Annotated in this window: 17 protein-coding genes and 1 pseudogene; 3 read left to right on the forward strand and 15 right to left on the reverse strand. The window is 47.6% G+C overall.

Features of this window, described 5'->3' with window-relative positions:
* Nucleotides 1–116: 116 nt before the first annotated feature.
* From NSQ80_RS13370 to NSQ80_RS13395, 6 genes are all read right to left on the reverse strand, one after another.
* The gene (locus NSQ80_RS13370) at nt 117–563 is read right to left on the reverse strand and encodes a hypothetical protein (RefSeq protein WP_339299407.1); all 447 of its coding nucleotides are present in this window, start codon (nt 561–563) and stop codon (nt 117–119) included.
* Between the two features lie 220 nt (nt 564–783).
* On the reverse strand, nt 784–2448 hold the full coding sequence (locus NSQ80_RS13375) for a M56 family metallopeptidase (RefSeq protein WP_339299409.1): 1665 nt from the start codon (nt 2446–2448) through the stop codon (nt 784–786).
* A 9-nt stretch (nt 2449–2457) separates the two neighbouring features.
* Nucleotides 2458–2811: a BlaI/MecI/CopY family transcriptional regulator gene (locus tag NSQ80_RS13380; RefSeq protein ID WP_339299411.1), complete on the reverse strand. Its 354-nt coding sequence runs from the start codon at nt 2809–2811 to the stop codon at nt 2458–2460.
* A 221-nt stretch (nt 2812–3032) separates the two neighbouring features.
* On the reverse strand, nt 3033–7604 hold the full coding sequence (locus NSQ80_RS13385) for an RHS repeat-associated core domain-containing protein (protein ID WP_339299413.1): 4572 nt from the start codon (nt 7602–7604) through the stop codon (nt 3033–3035).
* A 10-nt stretch (nt 7605–7614) separates the two neighbouring features.
* Nucleotides 7615–8496 carry a hypothetical protein gene (locus NSQ80_RS13390; RefSeq protein WP_339299415.1) on the reverse strand — a complete coding sequence of 294 codons (882 nt, stop codon included), beginning with the start codon at nt 8494–8496 and terminating at the stop codon, nt 7615–7617.
* Nucleotides 8497–8511: 15 nt separating this feature from the next.
* Nucleotides 8512–10281 (reverse strand): fibronectin type III domain-containing protein, encoded by a 1770-nt coding sequence (locus tag NSQ80_RS13395; protein ID WP_339299416.1) that lies wholly within the window; start codon nt 10279–10281, stop codon nt 8512–8514.
* Between the two features lie 802 nt (nt 10282–11083).
* Between NSQ80_RS13395 and NSQ80_RS13400 the strand changes: the two genes are divergently transcribed.
* Both NSQ80_RS13400 and NSQ80_RS13405 read left to right on the forward strand, forming a co-directional pair.
* Nucleotides 11084–11872, forward strand: coding sequence for an IclR family transcriptional regulator (locus NSQ80_RS13400; RefSeq protein WP_009225218.1), 789 nt, complete (start codon nt 11084–11086; stop codon nt 11870–11872).
* A 352-nt stretch (nt 11873–12224) separates the two neighbouring features.
* On the forward strand, nt 12225–12419 hold the full coding sequence (locus NSQ80_RS13405; RefSeq protein ID WP_009225217.1) for a hypothetical protein: 195 nt from the start codon (nt 12225–12227) through the stop codon (nt 12417–12419).
* 74 nt (nt 12420–12493) lie between these two features.
* Here NSQ80_RS13405 and NSQ80_RS13410 read toward each other — a convergent pair whose 3' ends face one another.
* The 7 genes from NSQ80_RS13410 to NSQ80_RS13440 form a co-directional block, all read right to left on the reverse strand.
* Entirely contained in the window at nt 12494–13723 is a 1230-nt protein-coding gene (locus NSQ80_RS13410) for a Zn-dependent hydrolase (RefSeq protein WP_036645292.1), read from the reverse strand.
* The gene (locus NSQ80_RS13415) at nt 13716–14291 is read right to left on the reverse strand and encodes an L-2-amino-thiazoline-4-carboxylic acid hydrolase (protein ID WP_009225215.1); all 576 of its coding nucleotides are present in this window, start codon (nt 14289–14291) and stop codon (nt 13716–13718) included. Before NSQ80_RS13415 ends, NSQ80_RS13410 begins: the two co-directional genes overlap by 8 nt.
* Before the next feature lie 368 nt (nt 14292–14659).
* A complete protein-coding gene (locus tag NSQ80_RS13420; protein ID WP_036645286.1) occupies nt 14660–15373 on the reverse strand; it encodes an ABC transporter ATP-binding protein in 714 nt (237 codons plus the stop codon).
* A gap of 35 nt (nt 15374–15408) precedes the next feature.
* Entirely contained in the window at nt 15409–16191 is a 783-nt protein-coding gene (locus NSQ80_RS13425) for an ABC transporter ATP-binding protein (RefSeq protein WP_009225213.1), read from the reverse strand.
* On the reverse strand, nt 16188–17147 hold the full coding sequence (locus NSQ80_RS13430; RefSeq protein WP_036645249.1) for a branched-chain amino acid ABC transporter permease: 960 nt from the start codon (nt 17145–17147) through the stop codon (nt 16188–16190). Before NSQ80_RS13430 ends, NSQ80_RS13425 begins: the two co-directional genes overlap by 4 nt.
* A 9-nt stretch (nt 17148–17156) precedes the next feature.
* Complete coding sequence (locus NSQ80_RS13435) at nt 17157–18029, reverse strand: branched-chain amino acid ABC transporter permease (protein WP_036645247.1); 873 nt, start codon at nt 18027–18029, stop codon at nt 17157–17159.
* Nucleotides 18030–18098: 69 nt separating this feature from the next.
* Nucleotides 18099–19226 carry an ABC transporter substrate-binding protein gene (locus NSQ80_RS13440; protein ID WP_009225210.1) on the reverse strand — a complete coding sequence of 376 codons (1128 nt, stop codon included), beginning with the start codon at nt 19224–19226 and terminating at the stop codon, nt 18099–18101.
* Nucleotides 19227–19380: 154 nt separating this feature from the next.
* Here NSQ80_RS13440 and NSQ80_RS13445 point away from each other — a divergent pair, with 154 nt between their 5' ends.
* Nucleotides 19381–19524, forward strand: coding sequence for a DUF423 domain-containing protein (locus NSQ80_RS13445; protein WP_232282289.1), 144 nt, complete (start codon nt 19381–19383; stop codon nt 19522–19524).
* A gap of 110 nt (nt 19525–19634) precedes the next feature.
* On the opposite strand, the pseudogene NSQ80_RS13450 reads toward NSQ80_RS13445, so the two are convergent.
* Both NSQ80_RS13450 and acsA read right to left on the reverse strand, forming a co-directional pair.
* Nucleotides 19635–19751: pseudogene (locus NSQ80_RS13450) on the reverse strand (IS630 family transposase); the annotation flags it as partial.
* A 752-nt stretch (nt 19752–20503) separates the two neighbouring features.
* Nucleotides 20504–22228, reverse strand: a complete 1725-nt coding sequence (gene acsA, locus NSQ80_RS13455; protein WP_036645245.1) for an acetate--CoA ligase — start codon at nt 22226–22228, stop codon at nt 20504–20506.
* Nucleotides 22229–22427 lie beyond the last annotated feature (199 nt).

Here is a 22427-nt window from a genome sequence, read left to right on the forward strand (position 1 = left end):
ATAAACGTGGGGATGAAAGCGTCTTTGCGGTATCCGTATTCACGTGAGAATAGGAACTTCAAAATCTTTATATACATAAAAGTAGGTGAGTTGGTTTATGAAAACCCGAAATTGCATTAAAGAGGTACGTCAGATACCCGCACGCTAATTTTCCCACTGACTGTACCATCGGCAGTATTATAATCCACATAAAAAACATGTCCACTTGCATGAGTAACATTAATAGTCAAAGAACTACTTCCACTAACTGTTCCAGTATAGATATTATGTTTCGTACCAGAGTCATCGTATGATAAATAAACATTTAGCGTTTGAGATTGAGAATTGGAAATATACACTCTAGCGTAGTCGTATCCAGATGCCTGAGACCAAGAATTTCCACCATTATTGAGATTAGCATTATCTAAAGCTAAGAAGTCGGTAAATGGTATGATTTCAGGAAGAGATTCGTCAACGACAGTTGCAGATGGCGGTGGAGAATCAGCAAAAACTGAAACGGACGACAACGACATTAGTGCAACTACTACGGCAAGAATCAAAAAACTCTTTCTGAAGCTTTTCATTTCCTCCATTTTTTAATTTATTACCATATAAACCTTTTAAAGTTATATATGGAGTATGATTACTATACCATACGCACTCCAAGTAAATATTTGGATAATGCATGGACTAAAAACTGTTTACATCGGCCTAGCCATAGTAAAGTTTGGAAGCAAAAAAAACAATCCTTACACCCAGGAAAATTTAGCATAGATTGGTGTTCATATAAGATGGTACTCATCCTTATTTCGCCACGATAAAGTTTGGTAGATTTTTTTCAAGATACTTCATTCTTTCCGAATAATCTTGTTCCGCATGAGTTTTCGAAAGTATCTTGTTCGACACTAACAAGTCATAAAATGATTTCAGCATTTGGGCCGATATAGCAGAAGTAATCATCATTCTTTGACCATCAATCAGAACAGAAGATACTTTTTCAGGCTGCACAAGTTCAATCTGTACCCCGTTCCTGTCAATTATGAAATACATCTCCTTCACATCTTCATACACCAAATGTTTTACTTCTGCCCCGTTTGCCAAGCGAATCTGAACTTCTTCCATTGAATAGCCCGGAATCGGATCGTTTATCAGCAGCCATTTTGCAAATTCTTTTGCATCGACTTCTTCTGTATCGTATTTATCCCAAACCTCGCCTTTATCTCTGCTTATCTGTATTGTGTTATCCATCTTAACCCGTACATATATTTCGTTGTCCATGTAAACTGCGCGATACTCTGAAGCCATCAGGTTGTCTATCAGCTTCGGTACATCATGCTTTTTATTAAACGTTAAGTCGTGCGGCATCAAATTTGTAGTGGTGGCATTTTGAGATAATGCCGGCACTATTTCGGTAGTGATGGCACCTTGTGATAATGCAGGTACTGCTTCGGCTGCAGGATTGTCGCCCCCCGTAGCAGCTTCCGTTTTGTCCGATGCTGAAGTCGCAAAGATGATAACGATACCTGCTGCAAGTCCAAAAGCGAGCAGCATCGTGGTGATCGTGATTTTTTTAGTTTTCATGATCGATATTATCCTTTCTTCAGTTGAGTTTTTGGAAAAGCTGCTAATCATCAGCGACAAACCGATTTTCTTTTCTTCCAAACGTACAAGTGCTCTAGCATAAGTAGATTTCGTGATTTCTCCCAATTTTCTTATGACTGTTTCATCACAGAACAGCTCGATATCGCGGTTGGCAAGTACATACATGGCCCATACCAAAGGGTTGAACCAATGGACACATACGCTAGTGGCAAGAATCCATTTTTTTAGTGTGTCGAATCGCTTGATGTGCGTAAATTCGTGGGTCAGGATAAGCGCAAGTTGTTTCTCATCGTCATAATCTAAATTTTTCGGCAAGAGTACAACCGGCCGAAAAATACCGTATGTTAGCGGAGTTGAAATATGATCTAGTTGCCTGATTTGAACATCTCGCCATAACAAATTTGAATGCTGCCATTTTCTTATAAAATCGTTTCTAATAGGTACAGCCATTTTGTAGATTTTGCGATACCTTAAATGCGGAATGATAAAGAATAAAGCACATAACGTAAACCCAACTAACCACATCCATACCAAAGGCGACATTTGTGAAGCCGTCTTCAATGGCATAATCGACGCGGTCAGAGACTCTGTAATTGGCGGCATGATTACCGTAGTTCCATTATTAAATGTTGAACTTTCTGGCGTGGTAATTAATTTGGGCGATGTAAACATTCCGCTCACATGTTCCACTGCCGTAAAAATACTAAATTGCGATTGAACTGAAACAGGTACAAGCAATTGAACTGATGCCACCCCCCAAAGAATCATAAAGGTCATTTTGGGCAGCTTGTGAATAAGCAAAAAACGCAAGAAAATAACTGCAAGGATAAAGACGGAAGCCGAGATACTTATTTGAAGTAACGACATTCCCTCACCTCATTCCATGCTATCAATAAGACGTTTCAAACGGTTGATTTCTTCTGTCGACAGCCGTTTCTGTCCCAACAATGAAGCAATCAGTCTGTCGGGGGCGCCATCGTACATTTTATTTATCAGTTCCGTTGTTTCGTGTTCTTGCGCCTGCTCTCGTGTAACAACCGCATGGCAAACGAAATTAGGCTCATGCCGCTCGATCGCCCCTTTGTCAAGGCATCTCTTGATGATGGTATACGTTGTTGTTTTACTCCAACCTACTTTTTCTTTTGCAATTTCAGCAATTCTCTTTGCGGGGGTATCGCCTTCTTTCCACAAGATTTCCATAATATTAAGCTCGCTATCGAATAGTTTCATAACCAACTGAAAACACCCCGTTTATATTTATTCTACTGCTGTAGAATTCCATATCTAAATTCTACTGCAATAGAATCAGTTTGTCGATATAGTTTTACAATTTTCTTCCATCAATGCTTTCTTCTCCATGTAGCCCCTCTTGATTGCTTTTGAATTTTATTGTTCAAACGAAAAAGACACCTGTTTGAGAAAAGCCACCTTCAGAATTTGAAGGTGGCTTTTCAAGCCGATTTATTGCTAATTCCCATGTTTTTAAGTTCACCTCGTAAAAAACAGAATACCGGTTTATTCTCAACATACGTATACAAATTCAAGCTCAGCGGATTTGTTACGCTGCCTTCATACGTATCCTTACTTATAAACCGTCCTGTCGCAGGGTCATAGTACCTTGCCCGCAGGTAGTACAGTCCAGTTTCCTCATCCTGCATTTCTCCAGCGTACTTGAAGGCGTTCTGGATTTGTTCTTCCTGATGGAGGATATTTCCCCACTCATCATATTGGTAACTGTTAACCGTGTTGCCTGCTTCGTCAACGATTTGCACCACGTCACCGTGGCCGTTGTAAACATAATAATACTTTTTGTTTGTTACAGCATCTCGTTTGGCCAACAGACGGTCCGGACCCCAAACATAGTTCGCCAAAGCCTGATTGTTACCATTTGCTTCTGTTATCACCTTACCACTGTTATTGTAAGCATACCGAACTTTTTCTGTCACAGGTGGAGGAGTTTGACCAGAAGCATCTGCAGGTTCTCTTGACGTCGTGGTCTTAGATAACCGAAGCCCTTGCATCTCATACTCAAATTCGGTTGTAACATTTTCTTTGGTTACACTTTTCAGCTGATCCCAGACATTAAAGGTGTAGGTCTGCTCATTAGTGTCTTCAATAAGACTGTCACCTTGCAAGGTTTTGCGGTTTCCGCGTGCATCGTACGCATATACGATCATTTGGCCAGACGGGCGTTTGACTTGGGTTAACCGATCCAACTTGTCGTACTGGTAAGTGGTTGTCCCGGTCGAATCCGTCACAGATATGATATTTCCATTTGCATCGTAAGCATACTGGAATTCAGACAACAAAGTGGCGCCTTTTTTGTTCGTTACTTTGAGCAGTCTACCAATTCCATCATAGGTGTAATCAGTGATTAAATAGCTACCATCCGAGAGTCTAGGATAAGTGACTCGCTTCAGTTTACCGTCCGGTTCATAGGTATACTGCGCATTGGCATTTTCCGCGGCTGTGACTTGATAAGAACCGTTAGTTTGAACACGATTGATCCTGGTCTTATCGTAGCTGTAATGCGTAAAGTAATCAAACGCGTCAGCGACGTTTTTTAGACGATTCGCATCGTCGTATTCGTGGCGAACGATGGTAACCACACCGTCATACACGTTGGCTTTGTAGGTCTGAGAACCATAGAAGTTGTAACTGTTGTATATGGTCATGAAATTCGATCCGCTGCGTTGTTCTTCCTGCCGTGAAGGTCCAAACAGCGTAAATTGATATATATTCTTGAGTGTGGTCGAACCCGCGACTTTCGCAATGTTTCGGCCGATATCGTCATAAAGATAGTTGATCAAGTTGTTGTTCGCGTCCTTGCGGAGCGTAATCTGCCCCAGTTTATTACGGGAAAAGGCATCCTGATTGGCAGCCGGATCAGTACTCGTTTTCAGGAATCCCGTCTCGTCATAAGCTTTGGTCGTTGTCCAATTTCTCGTGCCGTCGGTCTGTGTGGTTGATTGCAATTGCCCCAGTTTGTTGTATGCATAGCTGGTGGTTTGATTTAATGCATCTTGCACCGCAGTCAACCGGCTAAGCTTGTCATATTGATAACGGGTCGTATTGCGATTCGGATCTGTATACGTCGTTACATTGCCCAAGTGATCATAAGCTAAATCCTCTTGGACTACGCTTGTCGTACGATTTGGCCAGTTAGGAAATGCCTTTAATGTTATCTCACGCCCCCATTGGTCGGTGTAAGACTCAAGTACATTCCGCTTCAAAGTATCCTGAGGGTTACTGCGGAAGGCAGCGAGATCGCTGGCAGCAACCAAATAGGACGTCGTTTTCCGGTCAATCAGGTCGTAATCGCTTCGATACAAGTTACCGAACGGGTCAATCGCTTCAAAGGCACGTCCCCATGGATCATAGTCTGCCGTCGATACATTGCCGACGGTGTCGATCACGTATTCTGGCCGGGCCATAATATCATAGTGGTATTGGGCCAGAACTAACTCGCGCATCGTATAGTTGTCAAGTTGACCGATTAATACGGCATTTCCGAACCCATCGTAAAATTCGTGTTTAATGTTTTCATAATTAACCGCGTTATCATTTAAGCGTGTCGACCTCGTATAAGAATCGATCCGAGTCGTGATCAGGTATTTATTTTCATCGTCAAAATATTCCGGGCTGTTATCTACAGTTTGATCATGGTATTCGATGACGTCTTCAATCTGATAACGCTCACCGTTTTGATTGTTATTCACCGGATAAATCGTTTTGGTCAAACGCCCATACACATCATATTGATATTGCGTCGTTTTGTTATCTGCGTTTGTTTCTGAAGTCATGAGTCCAAGTAAAACGTTATATGTTCGTTGAACTGCTGTTTCGGTAATTTGCCCAGAATCATTGGTATAATAGGATTTTATTGAAGTCGGAAATAATTGATATGAACCGCTCTGACTGTAATAAGCGACAGTTCTTGCTGTTTTACCATTTTCCAATGGGATTAAAGTTTCCAAGGTTCTACCGTCAGCAGCCTGCGTGAAATTATAGGTTGTGACTTCGCCATTTGCATTTTGCTCCGTTTTTAGGCGGCCCTGAGCATCATACGTATAAAGTTCGGTTAATACCGTACCGGCATCTTTATAGTATTGGATCTTGGTTGGTAGTTTGAAATTGGCATCATACTCATAGGTCGTCGTGTGTTGTGTGACCATTGCAGCATCATTAAGCTGAGTCGCCGTTAACGGACGCGTTTCGCTCTGTAGGTCGCCCCAACTATAATATTTATAGGTTTGGTACAGCTTGTTCTCCCGGGTTCCACTGGTTGTTTTTGTTTCAACTTTCGTTGGCTTATACTTGAATGCTGTATCATAGGATTGAACAGTTTCGGTGATTTTCTCTCCGTTTGATGCTGTATGCTCGGTCATCAAGAGCTGCTTCTTCCCGTTAAACGTAGTTCTAATTTTCAAGCCATCCTGATTCAACGACTCTGAACCGAAACGATAGCTCTCCGGGATAACCTCTTCGACTTTATAAGTTGGGTAACCGGTGACATCACCGAAATACGTGTAATCCAATTTATTATACAACCCTTGAGCATAGATCCCTTTACTTGGGTCATCATAGTTATAACGGTTCAAGCCATCAAATCTAGATGTAACTTGAAATGCTTGATATGCCCCTTCCCCACCCCAGTTCCGGGTAATAACCTGATATTCATAGAAGGATGTAGAATGAGGGTACATCGCATACTGCAGCAAATAAACTGCAGTCCCCGCCTCTGAACCGCCTAATGATTTACTTATCGCACTGAATTTTTCAGAAGCCAAATAGTAGTTGTAGTAAGTGTTATAACCATTTAAGTCCGTAACTCGATACAAGTAAGGTTCATAACGTTTACCTATCAATGTCCCGTTTTCAAAAATGCTGACTTCTTCCCTCTTCTTGGCATAAGTGATTGTTTTCTTCTCCGTCGTGGAGGGATGGCTAACGGTTATCGTGATGTTCTCGGTCATATTCTGCTTGTCGAAATTAGGATCACTCAAGTTACTCTGATAAGCAAAATCAATATTGCGTCCAATCGAATCCACGATTTTCGATATTACTGGGTAATTTTTTCCGTTCATCAAGCGATTGACATGTGTGAATTTAATCTCGTTTCCAAAACGATCCTTAATTCCTAATAGTCTTCCATCAGAGCCAAAGTAGGTTTTCTTTTTGTTCTGATCCACAAGCACATAAGTTGAAGTCATTTGACCGTTCGTATAAGTTGAGTCTCTTAAAAGCTCAACATCAGTACGACCGTAGTCCTCCAGTTTGCCTTTATTACTGGCGTCAAACTTCACAACATAGGCTGCACCAGTACCATCATGGTAATGAATATATGACCCCTCGATTTGCAAAGAAGGGAATGCCATCGACCAACCTCCGCCTAAGTCGTAACGTTGTCGGCTATAGGAGTTTTCATCAGGATAAATTTTCGTTGTGGTCGTATACGAGTTCTGCACATACTGAACCGTTTTATACTCGATGTTATAGTCAATGTATCTTCTACCGCTGTCCGGTTGATTTTTCAAATAATGATCTGCAACGTTATACGCTGAGGTTTGATCGGCATAATAACCCGGAAAATACGTTGCGTATTTATTTGTCGCGATATCCCAATAGAGCAGCGTTACATAATAACCTGCTCCGGAACCGACGGTTTGGGACGAACCGGAAGTAACGGTTACTCGCTTTGTACCCACTTCGGCCTGACTGGAGTTGTACAATCGTCCCAAAGTTAAATCCAGGCCATCCTTCCCAGGAAGAGTTAAGTCAATCTCAGAGAGCGTAAGAGTTCCAGTCGCTGGATCAATGGTTTCGCTGACGCCGCTGCGGTCAGCTAGATTTGGTTTATTCGATTCATTGACTAGTTTTGGGGTTACAAGCCCGTTAAGCACCTTTTCCAGTTGCTTATTATCGATTTGGGCATGAACGCTGGGGGCACTTGCTTGCGAGCCAATAATAAAAATCAAAATAGCCACTACAATATTCTTGAAGCATGATATGGCTTGTCTCATCAAAATACCCCTACTCCTTCCCTGCCAAAGCTTGTTTACTAGCCTCTTTCGCAGCTTGTAACTGACGGAGAAGCTCCGTTTCAGAAATGCCTGTTTCCTTGGATAATGAACGAATTCGCTCAAGGGTATCCGTATCTACAGAAGATGTTATTGTCTTAGCATTATTGGTTTGCATCAGTTGTTTTTCCGATTTCGATTGATAACTGGCGACAGCTTTTTCCCCTCCGGTTTTGTAGGCACCAAGCAACTCAGCCACTGTTCCTTTTCCGGTGTCGTATGCAATGAGCAAATTCAGGATATCCTTATCTTTTAATTTTTCCTTTTTGAATTGCGCATACGGTTGAGGATGAGCTTTTGCTAACTCGTTAAGTTGCTTCTGCTCCATCTCCTGTACCAAAATCACCTCTAACTCATCCCAATCTAGTCCGCTGTCTGCTTTGCGTTTCGCCAGTGCCATCGGATCTATGAGCTGCTTATTCGCTAACTCATCTAATCGATACAAATCTTCAATTGCGTATCCCTCCGAAAGGAGTTGTTCCATCTGATCTTGAGTTACTTGATAAAGATCTTTGGCATCAACATCCACCGCCAACGACTTCGTTATACTTGGGTTAACCTTGGGCTGAATTTCCACACTTTCATACACAACTTGTTCTTCACTTTGGAAATTCTCAAATGGGGATAGATCGTTATTAAGCTCCACTGTGATTGACGGTTCTTGATTCGGTACCTGAACGATGTGTTCAGTAGACGGTCCCCCGTGAAGAGCTTGATTCCATTGTTCTACGACCTCCTCGGCAAAGCCGATCGTTCCCGGGCCAATTAAGGAGGCCATTAACCCCGCGCAAAGCGGCAGTGCTAGCCATTTACGATTTGCTTTGTTCATCTTCATCCTTCTTTCACCCCTTTATGGATTTAACTGCGTTTTTACCGTCGTACGTTTGAGCAAATTCCCGTTTCGGTCGTAATCATATTGAGTTTGATAGCGATAGAGCCCTTGCTCATATTCCGTCCGGACTAGCCGGTTCGCATCGTCATAGGTGTATTGTTTAAGGGGGGAAATACTCCAACGCAATCGGTAAGGGTCAGAGCTAATCGGCATTCCATCCGCCACTGAAACCTTGAGATATATCACAGAATTCTGAACCAAATAAACCGAAAGATCGGTGTCTTGGCCATTAACAATCTGCTTAACGGCTAGTGGTTGCAAATTTGCATCGAACAGGTCCAGTCTGTACTTAGTTCCGTTAGGCGCTAACAATGTCAAGAAATAAGTATTGCTTTGTCCAACCGATAATTTATAAAAATCTCGATCAGTAGAGCTTGAGATATACGATTCATAGAGCTGGGAAACATTCATGACGGTTGCTGTTTCCGGTGCATCGTTTGGTTCATAGGTATCAAGTGCCGATACAGAAAGGTACATCGCGTCAAGACCCAAAGAATAACCAGCACTATTTGCATTTTTATCTGTCACTTCAAAACGTATCGTATGTTCCGCTTTATCATCTAATCTGATCGGTAAAGTTACTACCGAATCCGTACGTTCCTCAATTTCATATAAATCCAAAGTCTGCGTTACAGGCTCGCCATCAATCAGGATCTTGATGATTCCACCTTCCGAAGACTTCTCCATTCTTAGCTCTAGATCGTAAATTCCTTGTGTTGCAGTGAATGGAAACTCCACAAAGTCACCTAATTGATCGGCAGGATAGTTAGCAAGCAAACCCGCACTAAATTGGCTGTTTTCCAACAAATTTAGGGCTTCGCCAGTATTGGTTACAGCTGGCATATTTTCAAATTCGTACACCACTTTTCCTGAGAGTGTGCTTACAATGATACTTTCACTAAAATCAGATACAGCTGAGTCCTCAGCAACCGTCCTCATTTTGAGCGAATAGCTAGTACCAGGTGTTAACCTAGTCAAGGTATAAAAAGTCTCGTTTCCAGGAACAGAAGCAGCTAATACGTCATTCATGTAAATTTCATAGGTTACACTTGTGGTGGTAGGCACATCTGTCGAAACTTTCCAAGACAAATTGATCGTTGTATCCGATTGGACATCTGATCTAAGCTGAGTGGGTGGACTTAGTGGTATAGCTACAGGCTGAAGGGTTGAAGCTGATAAGGCCTCGCTATAATCTGATAAGGAATTGTCCTGCCCCTGCGCCCTAATCTTAAAGATGTAAGTTGTTGCTGGAGCCAACCCGGTGACTGTAAAGTTGTATTGATCACCGGTAGCTGTCCCTACTAACTGGTCGTTACAAAAAATCTCATAGAGTTTAATTGTTTCGGAGATTGAGACGATCTGCCATTCCAAATGAATCTCTGTATCCGAAATCGTTCGTGCGTGAAGTAGGGTAGGTGTTGGGATTGTTGTAGTTTCTGGGAGCGGATCTTGTGGATTTATGTCTGGTTGTGCTTCTTGAGGGTTTTGAGTCGGGTTTTGTTGAGGAAACTCGGGCGCGTTTTCGGTCTGAGGATTGGATTCGAGTCGCTCCTCACCTAATGGCAGCTCCTGCGTACCCGTCTCTTTCACTGAAATTGCTTTCTGGCTTTTTGCTGCTATAGTAGTAATTTGTCGTACTTTTGACTTGTCCGCAAATACGCTGGTGGACGATAGCGTCAATAGAACGAAAACTAAAACAACAGCTATTCTCCTAGCAAATACTGACAAATAACATCACCCTTTCTGTAATATATTTCCTATAATATCATATTATATTTTATTTAGAATACTATTCTTCCATTGGGTTATAGTGTATATTAAATAATTTGGGATAATTTCACTATTTAATAAATATTTTGTATTTCAATTGTTAAAATATTTGCATTTGTAGGAAACAAAACTCGTCAAAATATATATGATTTTTCGAACATAATTCGCTGCAAACTACCCATTTGGCGGAAATATATTCGATTTTTCACATAAAATCTCAAAGTTCGGGCTGCAAGGGAGCAATTATATATGAAATTTCATATAGAATGGGCCAAATCCGCCATATTTGAGCGAATATATTCGATTTTTCATATATAATTCCGTTTCGGCGGCAGAGCCGCGCCCCCAGCCCAGCCCAACCCAAAGGCGTATACCCCTCTCCTCAAATCATAACCACCCGTCCAACGGGTAATTTGCTCTTGGGGTATAACCCCTTGTTGCCAAACTGCGCCTAAAGGCGGCGCTAGCCTGCTCTTTTTTGTATTCCTGCGCTCTTCGACGTCCTATTTCATTTCATAGGCCACTAAGTCCACATTCAAATCGATCCGCATCGACGAATTTGGTGAAGCGCAAGCCTTCTAGGCTCAGGTTGAACCAAGTCATTGCACCGCGAAAACGATGTCTCCATACGCTTGGCGTCAGCAGGATCTGACTGATCCCGCTTAACGATTCAACATTAACAAAGTCCTATTGACATGATCATAATATAAATGAAATATAGTATTGTAGCCATTTATTGTTTTTACAGGAGGCACCTATTGTGAGCCAAAAAAATCCTCGAATGATTCAATCCGTCCAGCGCGCCCTGGATATCATCAACTGCTTTGATTCCCTGCACGTCCAACTGTCGCTAACGGAGATCAGTCAGAAGCTGAATCTGAACATCAGCACGGTACACGGCCTGATTAATACGTTAATCGCATACTCATATATCGATAAAAATCCGGACAATGGCAAATACAGACTGGGGCTGGAGTTTTTGCTCAAGGCGAATCTGGTATCACAGAGTCTGGATTTGAAGGAGATTGGACATCCTTATTTAACCGACCTGACAAAAAAATATCACGAAACCTCTCATTTATATATATACCAGCATGAGCAGATTTTTTGCGTGGATAAAGTCGAATCGCCCAACAATTACTTCATCATCAGTTCCAGAGCCGGCCATAAGCTGCCCCTCCATGCTTCTGCCTCAGGGAAAGTGTTCCTGGCCTACATGTCCGAGGCTGAACTTCAAAATTTCCTGAGCAATAACAAACTGACAGCGCTCACCGACCATACCATTACGGACAAAAAAAAGCTCCTCAGCAACCTGCAACAAATTCGGGAGCAAGGCTTCGGAATTGAGAATGAAGAGATTGAAACAGGCGCTTACAGTATCGCCGCTCCGATCCGGGATGCCTCACACCGCATCGTCGGCACGATCAGTGTAGTGGGCTCGATCACACGAATCAAGGGGCAGGAGAGCGAGATTCGAGCCGACCTGCTAGAAGCCGCAGCTGCGATCTCCGGCCAATTCGGGTACCGTGTTCATTCTTTTACAGAATAAATAGCATACACGCGCAGAAGCAGCCACGGTGCGCCGATCAGAATCGGTGGCGGCCGCTTCATACGCCTGTCGGCTCTCTGCTAATCCTCTCAAGATATTCCACCAATACCCTTGCGATTTCTCGCATTCCGGATACATCAGCCAGAGACTCGGCGTCCGGATTATAATTGGTGTTTGTGTTTATGTCATACGTTATCGGTTTTGCCTACCGCGTCGGTAATACATTCAATTCCGGCGAAGCTGATCCCGTTCTGCTCCAGGAGCGCTTCATACTTGGCAATCAGCGGGCTGGATCCCTCGATTACCTCGAACTTCGTTCTTTCAGTCGCGCAAGCAGTGCGTCATCTATGGCATGGGCATTGCGCTGATTCCTAAAATCGCCGTCAAGGATCAGCTTATTCAGCATGCACTATCCAGCTTCTCCGTTGCTCGGGGAGAGCTGCAGCCATTTTATTCACAGATTGTATTATCCAAGAACAAACATATCACCGCACCGATCAACGATCTCACCTCGCTGCTGACGGTACATGAGTTTGCGGCCGGCTAAAGGCGGTTAACATTGAAAAAGACCTTCCGGCCAGACTGGTCAAAAGGTCTTGATGGTACGGCAGAATAGAGAATCTACTTCGCGAGAAGCAGCAAAGCATGATACAGCACCTCGGCTCCCAGCCCGCAATCCTCCTTGGAGCTCCACTCCTGCGGATGATGACTGATTCCATTCCGGGAACGCACAAAGATCATCCCAAGCGGCCATAGGCCGCTAAACTGCATCCCGTCATGGCCGGCGCCGCTGACCAGCTCCGGCAGAGGGTCCGGCAGCCCGGCAAGCTTCCCGGCAGCAGCGATCGCTTCCTTTACCTCCGGAGAGCTCGGAGCCGGCGCGACTCTTTGCAGCAACTCAAGGGTGAGCTCCGTGCCATGCTTTCGGCACACTTCGCCCGCGTAATCCCGGATGCGGCCTTCCAGCATATCCCGCTCGGCCTCTTCCACGTCCCGCAAATCCAGCGAGAACTGTACTTGCCCCGGTATAACATTGACGCCTCCGGGCAGGGTCTGAATTTTGCCAATCGTGGCCACGGCATTCGGAAATTTCCGGGTCTCTGTATAGATGTAGCTCATGAGCTCTGTTGCCGACTGCAGCGGATCTCTGCGCAGGTTCATCGGCCTCGCGCCCGCGTGACCGGCCTGGCCTTTGATCGTGAACTGCTGCCACAACGGTCCGGCAATTCCGGTTACGAGGCCGACAGGCTGACCGATACTCTCCAGCACGACCCCCTGTTCAATATGAAGCTCGACGTATGCCTTGACCTGATCCGGCTCTCTAGCCGCCTCTTGCACCCGCTCAGGCGCCAGGCCGGCCGACCTCATCGCCTCGGCAATCGTAATGCCGTCCGCATCCGCATGTCTCAAATTTTCGGGACGCAGGGTGCCGGCGACAGCGCGGCTGCCGATCATGCCGAACCCGAATCGGGAGCCTTCCTCATCGGTGAAGGCGATCACCTCAATCGGATGTGCGGTAGCGATGCCCTGCTCCTGCATCGTCTGAAGCGCCTCTATGGCGGCCAGCACGCCCAAAGGACCGTCAAACTTGCCCCCGGACGGCACCGTATCGATATGTGATCCTGTCAGCACAACAGGCGCTGCCGGGTCGCTTCCTTCCCGCCGTCCGATCAGATTGCCTGCCGCATCCTCGCGCACGGCAAGGCCCGCTTCCTTCATATAGCGTGCAACCTGTTCCTTGGCCGCACGCTCCTCGGCGGTAAACGAAAAGCGGGTGACTCCCCCGCTCTCCTGCGCGCCGATCTCGCCAAGCTCCATCAGCCGCTTCCACAGGCGTCCGGCATTAATGATCATCGCCCTCGCCTCCGGCCTTTTCCTTCTTATCGGCGTCTGTATTGTTCTCGTTGTCTGCTTCATTCATTTTAAATCGGAAATGGCAGTGCCCGTCCTTGAGCAAATATTTATCATGCTCCACTTCAAAATTCGGATTATATCCTCTCGCAATGGCCGGATCGATCATTTGGCAGTACAGAATGCCGTACTCCTCCATGCCGTCCTTCTTCCACTGGTCGCCAAACGCGCAGCGGGTAAAGTTCTGCTCGATCTCTAGGGGATGGTACTCCGTCACATATTCAAACAGGTCGCTGCGTCCCATATCGTAATTCGGCAGGTAGCTGTGAATGTCATTAGGCTGTCCGGCCGCAGCCGCACGCCGGGCGATATCTCTGCCCCGCTCCTCACCGAATGTGCGAACCCCTTCGCGAATGGCGTCTTTGCCCTCTTCGCCGAAGCGGTCAACAACCGCCTTCGAGAGATGAGCAAACAGTTTCGCCATAATAGTATACGGATCTACCGGCTCCAGACTTTCATCATGATCAATTGTCGTATTGGATTGCTTGTCTGTCGATTGTTGTCCCATTATGAATACCTCCCAGGTTCAAAAGTGTGTCGGTGTCTCTACCTTCTACCTTAGCCTTAGCACCATTATCCCTTATGATCAGGTTGCAGGCCAAGCTCTGTCTTTTCACTTCTCCTGGCGCCCCTGTCTTTGATACTCGTGTCTCATCTTTGATTCTCGTGTCTCATTCCCGGCGCGCCATTGATCTCGCATCTTGGAGAGCTGCTTCCATATGCAAAGAAATGTCCTTCTTCCGAGTTTGTCGGTCTCCTTGTTGCCTGATCAAACGGGATATTGTGCAAAGCATACAGCAATAGCGATTATTTATGTCCTACAAAGGCTCAAGCTGACTTAGGTGCTGATAAAAGTTAAGTTATATAGTTGCAAGCTTAATGCTTCGTCGACCCCAAGTACACGGATTTGACAACATCGTTGTCTCTCAAGTTCTCGGCGGCGCCGTGCACGACGATACGCCCCGTTTCCATCACGTACCCCCGATGAGCCGTTGCCAGCGCCATGCGGGCATTCTGCTCGACCAGCAGGATGGACACGCCCTCTTCGTTAATTTGCCGGATGGCGGCAAAAATCTCCTTCACGACCAGCGGAGCCAGCCCCATGGACGGCTCATCCAGCAGCAGCAGCTTCGGTCTGGCCATCAATGCGCGGGCAATGGCTAGCATCTGCTGCTCGCCGCCGCTCATCGTCCCGGCCAGCTGCTTCTGCCGTTCCTCCAGCCGCGGAAACAGCCCGTACATTTTATGAATATCGGCGGCAATCTCGGCCTTGTCACGACGAACATAAGCGCCAAGCCGCAAATTCTCCAGCACGGTCAGATCAGGAAAAACGCCGCGTCCCTCGGGAACCTGGGAAATGCCCAGCTCCACAATGCGGTGGGGCTCCAGCTTGGTGATATCCCGGTCTTCAAACCGGATGCTTCCCTCCGCGCTTTTGATCAGGCCGGAAATGCTGCGCAGCGTCGTTGTTTTGCCGGAACCGTTCGTTCCGATCAGCGCTACAATTTCCCCGCTGTACATATCCAGATTGAGCCCCTTCACCGCCTGTATAACGCCATAATTCACCGTCAGCCCCTGGATTTCCAGCAGCTTGGGACCCTCCTGGCCTGCCTGTAGACTCTTCGTCACGCCTCCTCGACCTCCCCGCCCAGATATGCTTCGATGACATTCGGGTCGTTCTGAATCTGCGCCGGATTGCCCTCCGCAATCTTCACCCCATAGTTCAGAACAACGATGCGGTCGGAAATGTCCATCACCAGGCCCATGTCATGCTCAATCAGTATAATCTCGATGCTGTACTGGCTGGACAGCCGCTTGATTTTCTGAATCAGCTCGGTCTTCTCGACAGCGTTCATTCCGGCCGCCGGCTCATCCAGCAACAGCACCTCGCAGCCAGTCGCGAGCGCGCGGGCGATTTCAAGCAGACGCTGCTCGCCGTACGGCAGACCGCCTGCCAGTACATCCAGCTTGTGCTCCAGGCCAACCATGCCCAGCTTCTCCACACAGTCCTGCACGATTGCCGCACGCCTGCGCTGGAGCGACGCCTGGGATTTGAAAATGGCCGAGAACATCCCCTCTTTATTGCACTCGGCATGGGCGACCAGCACATTCTCCAGCACGGTCATGTTCTTAATGAGTCTCGTATTCTGAAAAGTTCTCGCTAGGCCAAGCTCTACTCTGCGGTAAGGCTTGAGCTTGTTAATGACGGTATCCTTGTAGCGAATCGTGCCGGAGGTCGGGCGATAGATGCCCGTAAGCAGATTGAACAGGGTCGTTTTTCCCGCCCCGTTCGGGCCGATAATCGATAAAATCTCGCCGCGGCGTACCTCCAGGTTAATGTCGCTCAAAGCCGTCAGGCCTCCGAAATTCACCGACACGTTGTTCAGTTCGAGTACCTTCTCCATCATTTGTTCCCAACCTTCTTCACGTTTCCGTAAAAGTTACGTTTCCGGTATTGCTCGCCCCAGAATCCCGAAGGCTTGAATATCATCATTAGCACGATGGCCAGGCCAAGCAGAATCATTCGATAATCGCTCACATATCTCAAGATTTCGGGTGCCGCCACCAGAATGACCGCACCAAGCACAGAGCCCGGCAGACTTGCAGCTCCCCCTAATATGACCATCGCAAGGATATTCACAGAATCCAAATACCGGAATGCATCTGGACTGACATACGAAATATAGGTCGCCCAAAATGCACCGGCGGCACCGGCGAAAAATCCCCCGACGGTAAAGGCCATCAGCTTGTAATAATTCGGACGGATGCCGACCGATTGAGCCAGCGTTTCATCTTCGCGTACCGTCAGCAGGCTGAGGCCGACGCCCGAATGCACCAGTCTATGGATGACAACATAAGTGATCAGCACCAGCAGCAGAATCAAGTAGTAAAACTCCAGCTTGTCCCTGAACACAAAGCCGAAGAGCGAAGGCGCCGGAATGCCCGGCAGGCCCATCGGGCCACGGGTCAGATCGACCCAGCCGACAAAAATAAGCCGGACAATTTCTCCGAAGCCGAGGGTCACGATCCCTAAATAGTCCCCCCGCAGCCGGATGACAGGACTGCCAAGCAAGAAGCCGAACAGCCCGGCAATGGCAGCCGAGGCGGGAAGCGCGATCCAGAAGGACAGATGGAAATGCAGCATCAGCAGCGCAGCGGCATACGCGCCGATCCCGTAGAAGGCCGCATGCCCAAGCGCAAACTGCCCCGCATACCCGATAATGACGTTAAGGCTCAAGGACAGCATGGAAAAAATACCGATCATAATGACAACATGCAGCAAATAATCATTGACCAGCTGAAGCACAATCGGAAGGACAATGGCCAGCACAGCCGCGGCGGCCATGGCCGCTTTCTTGTTCATACCTATCACCTATACCTTGTTGATCTCTTTGCTGCCAAGGATGCCCGAAGGTCTGATCAGCAGTACAATGATCAAAATTGAAAATGAGATAACGCTCTTGTATTGGGTCGAAATATAAGCGCCGCCGAGCGTTTCGACGAGACCAAGCAGCACGCCGCCCAGCATCGCGCCCGGGATGTTCCCGATCCCGCCGAGCACCGCCGCCGTAAATGCGTTAATCCCCGCCATATATCCCATCGTCGGATAGACCGCATTGTAATAAATGCCGACCATAATGCCGGCACACGCTGCCAGCGAGGAGCCGATGGCAAAGGCAAGGCTGATCATCCGGTTCGTGTTGATGCCCATGAGCGCGGCGTTGGTCAGGCTCATCGAGGTCGCCCGCATCGCGGTCCCTGTTTTCGTCCGGGTTACGAACAGCTGCAGACCCAGCATCAGCAAGAAGGAGAGCAGCAATATCAAGATTTGAATTTCAGAAAATGTGATGCTCCCGAACGTGTAAGTCTGGCTACCAAAAGTGGTCGGGAAAGGATGCATTTCCGTCCCCCACAATTTCTGCGCCAGGCTGACCAGGAGCGTGGACACGCCAAGAGCACTGATCAGCGGCACGATCCGGTCCGCCAGACGCAGCGGCCGATAGGCGAGCCGCTCGATAAGCATGCCAATCCCCGCCGTAACGGCAGCGGATAGCAAAAATGCGAGATATAAAGGAAGCTGGAATTCCTGCATAAAAAAGAGGCCCAGAAAACTGCCGATCATAAAGATGTCGCCATGCGCAAAGTTAACAATTTTCAGTATGCCGTACACCATCGTATATCCGAGAGCGATCAAGGCATAGATGACGCCGATGGTCAGCCCATTGGTCAATTGCTGGAGGAACATGCGTAACACCCCTTCAAAGCCGAGGAACAGGAAAACGAGCTTTCCTGTTCCAGGTTCACGTAATGACTATTATTTATAAAGTTCAAATTTGCCGTCCTGAATCGTCAGACGGGATGGCTCTGTAATCACATCACCGTTCTCATCAAAACTGATAACGCCTGTAGCGCTGCTGTAATCTTTCAGTGTTTCCAGATAAGACTTGATCGCTTCGCGATCGGTGCCCTGTTCCTGAATCGCCTTGATAATGACCGAGGTTGCTACGTACGAGTATGCAGCATACGTATCCGGCTTGCTGTTGTACTTGGCCTGGTATTCCTCGTCAAAGCGGGTCGCTTCAGCATTGTCGCCGCCCGGATAGAAGAATCCGATCAGCTTGAAGCCCTCCACCGATTCCTTGCCCAGATCTAGCAGCGCTTCGGAATACAAGCTGTCGACGCCGATGAAATCAGCGTTCAGGTTCAGCTTCTGTGCCTGCTGGGCGATCAGCGCCGCTTCATTATAGAAGCCGCCGATAAAGATCGCGTCCGGCTGCTTCTCCCGGATCTTGGTCAGGACGGTGCTGAAATCCTTGTCGCCCGGATTGTAAGCTTCGGCAGCTACAACCTCAACGCCGTTCTCTGGCGCGGATTGCTGGTAAACGTCCAGCAGCCCGAGTCCGAAGTCGGATTGCTCGTAGATGAGAGCTACCTTGCTGTAGCCCAGTTCCTTCGACCAGCCGGCCAGGTAATCAGCCTGGAATGCATCGGTCGTAATGACGCGGAAGGTGTATTCCCCGGCATTCGTCACAGCCGGCGCGCTGGAAGATGGCGATACTTGAACGATTTTATTCTTGTTGTATACCGGAGCTGTTGCCAGCGTCGCCGAGCTGTTGAAATGGCCGACCACGCCCAGAATGCTCTTGTCGGTTACAAATTTATTGGCGACGTTCACCGCTTCGTTCGAATCTCCCTTGTCATCCTGAACCACAATTTCGACTTGCTTGCCGTCAATGCCGCCAGCCTCATTGATCTGTGCAGCTGCCAGCTCGGCGCCGTTCTTGAATGCTGTTCCATATTGGGCCTGCGTGCCTGAGATCGGTGCTGCTAGACCGATCCGGATCGTATCCCTGTTAGCTTGGGAATCGTCGCTTGCTCCACATCCGCTCAGCAGCCCTGCTGCCAAGCCGGTGATCGCAAGTGCGGATAAAAATCGTTTCATTGTAATCCCCCTTAAAGATGAATTAATCCTATGAGTTAAGTATGGCTTTATTATAATGAATCGTTTTGAAATTGCAACACAAATTTTTGTATAGTCATATAAGTTTCGATAATGTCAAATAATACAGCGGGCTGCAAATGCCCTTAGTGCCATATTGAATGATCTGGATGATTGTAGTCTCGGGCTGCTGCTGCTCAGCCTTCTTTCCAGCCAGCTCGACAATGCTTCGCTGATCGTAACAGCCGGTTGGCTTCTGTTCGCAGGAATCGTGCTCTTCTCTGGGAGCTTGTATTCATAAGCTTGACCGGCATCCGGAAACTGGGGGCCATTACGCCGCTTGGCGGCCTCTGCTTTCTCACGGGTTGGCTGCTGGTGGTCATACAGGCATTCCAGGGACATGATTTCGTCCATAAACTGCTGAACATTACTTCGGATCCCGGCAACGGTATGGTAGAACACATTGTTAATCACATCGGATTTCAGCCATTTTCATAGACCTTCAACAAGGTTGAGTAAAGGTGTATGTCGATTTCGTATAGCTCAGCTCTTGACGATGCATCATTTTCGAGACACCACGAAGCGAATAGATATAACCAAATTTCAATTGATCGTCGTATCCGATTGGACTTCTGATCTAAGCTGAGTGGGTGGAGTCAGTGGTGTAACTGCTTGCTGAAGTGATGAAGATGATAAGGCCTCGCTATAATCTGAAAAGGAATTGTCCTGCCCCTGCGCCCTGATCATAAATGCGTATGTAGTTGCCGGTGCCAACCCCGTTGCCGTAAATTTGCTTTGGTCACCGGAAACGATCCCGACCAACTGGTCGTTGCAATAAATCTCGTAGAATTTAATCGTTTCGGGGGTTGAGATGATCTGCCATCCAAATGAATCTATGTAGGAGAAATTTACTATTGAATAAATATTTTGCAATTCAATTATTAAACACCAGCATTTGTAGGAAACAAAACTCGTCAAAATATATATGATTTTTCGAACATAATTCACTGCAAACCACTCGATTGGCGGAAATATATTCGATTTTTCATATAAAATCTCAAGTTTTGGGCTTCAAGAGGGCGATTCTATATGAAATTTCATATAGATTGGGCCAAATCAGCCATATTTGAGCGAATATATTCGATTTTTCATATATATTTCTGTTTCGTCGAGAGAGGTCGCGCCCCCAACCGAACCCAACCCAAGAGCGAATCCCCTCTCCTTCTCAAACACAAAAGTCCCCTCAAGCCTCAGCTTGAAGGGACTTTCTATTTCTATCCTTAATCCTCAATCGTCGACAAATCGCCGGCTGGGAGGTTGAGCTCCCAGGCTTTGAGCACGCGGCGCATGATCTTGCCGGAGCGGGTCTTGGGCAGTTTGTCTTTGAATTCGATTTCGCGCGGAGCGGCGTGGGCGGACAGCCCTTCCTTGACGAATTTGACGATTTCCGCCTTCAGTTCCTCGGACGGTGTGAAGCCCTCGCGCAGCGAGATAAACGCCTTGATGATCTCTCCGCGCACCGGATCCGGCTTGCCGATAACCCCTGCTTCCGCTACAGCTGGGTGCTCAACGAGCTTGCTCTCGACCTCAAACGGACCAATCCGTTCGCCGGAGGAGTTGATCACGTCGTCGATCCGGCCCTGGAACCAGAAGTACCCGTCCTCGTCCATGTAGGCCGTATCGCCGGAAATATACCAGCCCGGGATGCGGAAATACTCCTCATACTTCGGCGCGTTGTTCCAGATGAGCCGCATCACCGACGGCCATGGGGTGCGAATCGCCAGGTTCCCCATCCGATACGGCGGCAACTCCTTCCCATTATCGTCGATAATCGCCGCCTGAATGCCCGGCACCGGTCTGCCCATAGACCCCGGTTTGATTGGCATCGACGGATAGTTGCAGATGAGCTGGCCGCCCGTTTCCGTCATCCACCAGGTGTCGTGGATGCGCCGGTTGTACACCTTCATCCCCCAGCGAACAACTTCTGGATTTAACGGCTCACCGACCGACAATACGTGACGCAGCGACGACAGATCATATTGCTTAATGATATCCTGTCCTGCACCCATCAGCATCCGGAACGCAGTAGGCGCGCTGTACCAAACGGTGACTTTGTACTTCTGAATCGTTTCGTACCAATCCGCCGGGCTGAAGCGACCGCCGCGCACGACGTTGGTCACCCCATGCAGCCACGGGGCAAAAATACCGTAAGATGTGCCGGTTACCCATCCAGGGTCCGCCGTACACCAGTAAATGTCGTCTTCTTTCAGGTCCAACACGACATTGCCGGTATGATAATGCTGAATCATTGCGTTATGCACATGGTAAACGCCTTTAGGTTTGCCGGTTGAACCCGACGTATAATGCAAAATTAAGCCATCTTCGCGGTTCACCCACTCGATTTCAGCCTCAGGGGATGCGGCTTCCATCTCCGCCTTATAATCTACAATACCGTCCCCAGCCTTCACATCGTCGCCTACAACGATGATCGTCCGCAGCGTCGGCAGCTCTTCACGCTTCACCCGCGGCAGCAACGCCGACGTCGTGACGAGCACAACCGCGCCGCTGTCCTCCAAGCGATCCTTGACCGCCGTTTCCATAAACGCCTCAAACAACGGACCAACAACCGCACCAACTTTAAGCGTGCCCAATACACTCACATAGAGCTCCGGCGTCCGCGGCATAAAGACGAAGACCCGATCCCCCTTCGTGATTCCGTATTTGCGCAGCACGTTAGCAAATCGGTTCGTCAGCCCCTGCATGTCCTCGTACGTATACGACTCCTCGCGTGTCGGATCGCTGAACAACAGCGCTACGCGCGAGCCCTTGCCCGCATCGACATGGCGGTCGATCGCCTCGTAAGCCATGTTGACTTTGCCAGTGACGTACCAGGAGAACTTCTTCTCGACATCCTCCCACTTAAAGTTCTTATACGCCTCTTCGTAGTTGCCCATATTGGACGACGGAACGCCCGATGAAATGACTTCCCCTTGCAGTTGACTCATCGTTTCATCCTCCCTTAATCTTTGGAAATCTCCAAGCAATAGATCAAAGTTTATGAAAACGGATACATAGCAACGTAAGTTGAAAGCTTTGTTCAGCGTCATGGGTGAGGGCATCCGTTTTGATCGAAAAAGCAACGACAGAACTTAAACGATTGAGGTGGTTTTCGAGGACAACGATCACATCAGCGGACTGAAAATG

Origin of the sequence: Paenibacillus sp. FSL K6-2441 (genome assembly GCF_037964765.1) — a bacterium.
GTDB classification, from domain to species: Bacteria; Bacillota; Bacilli; order Paenibacillales; family Paenibacillaceae; genus Fontibacillus; species Fontibacillus phoenicis.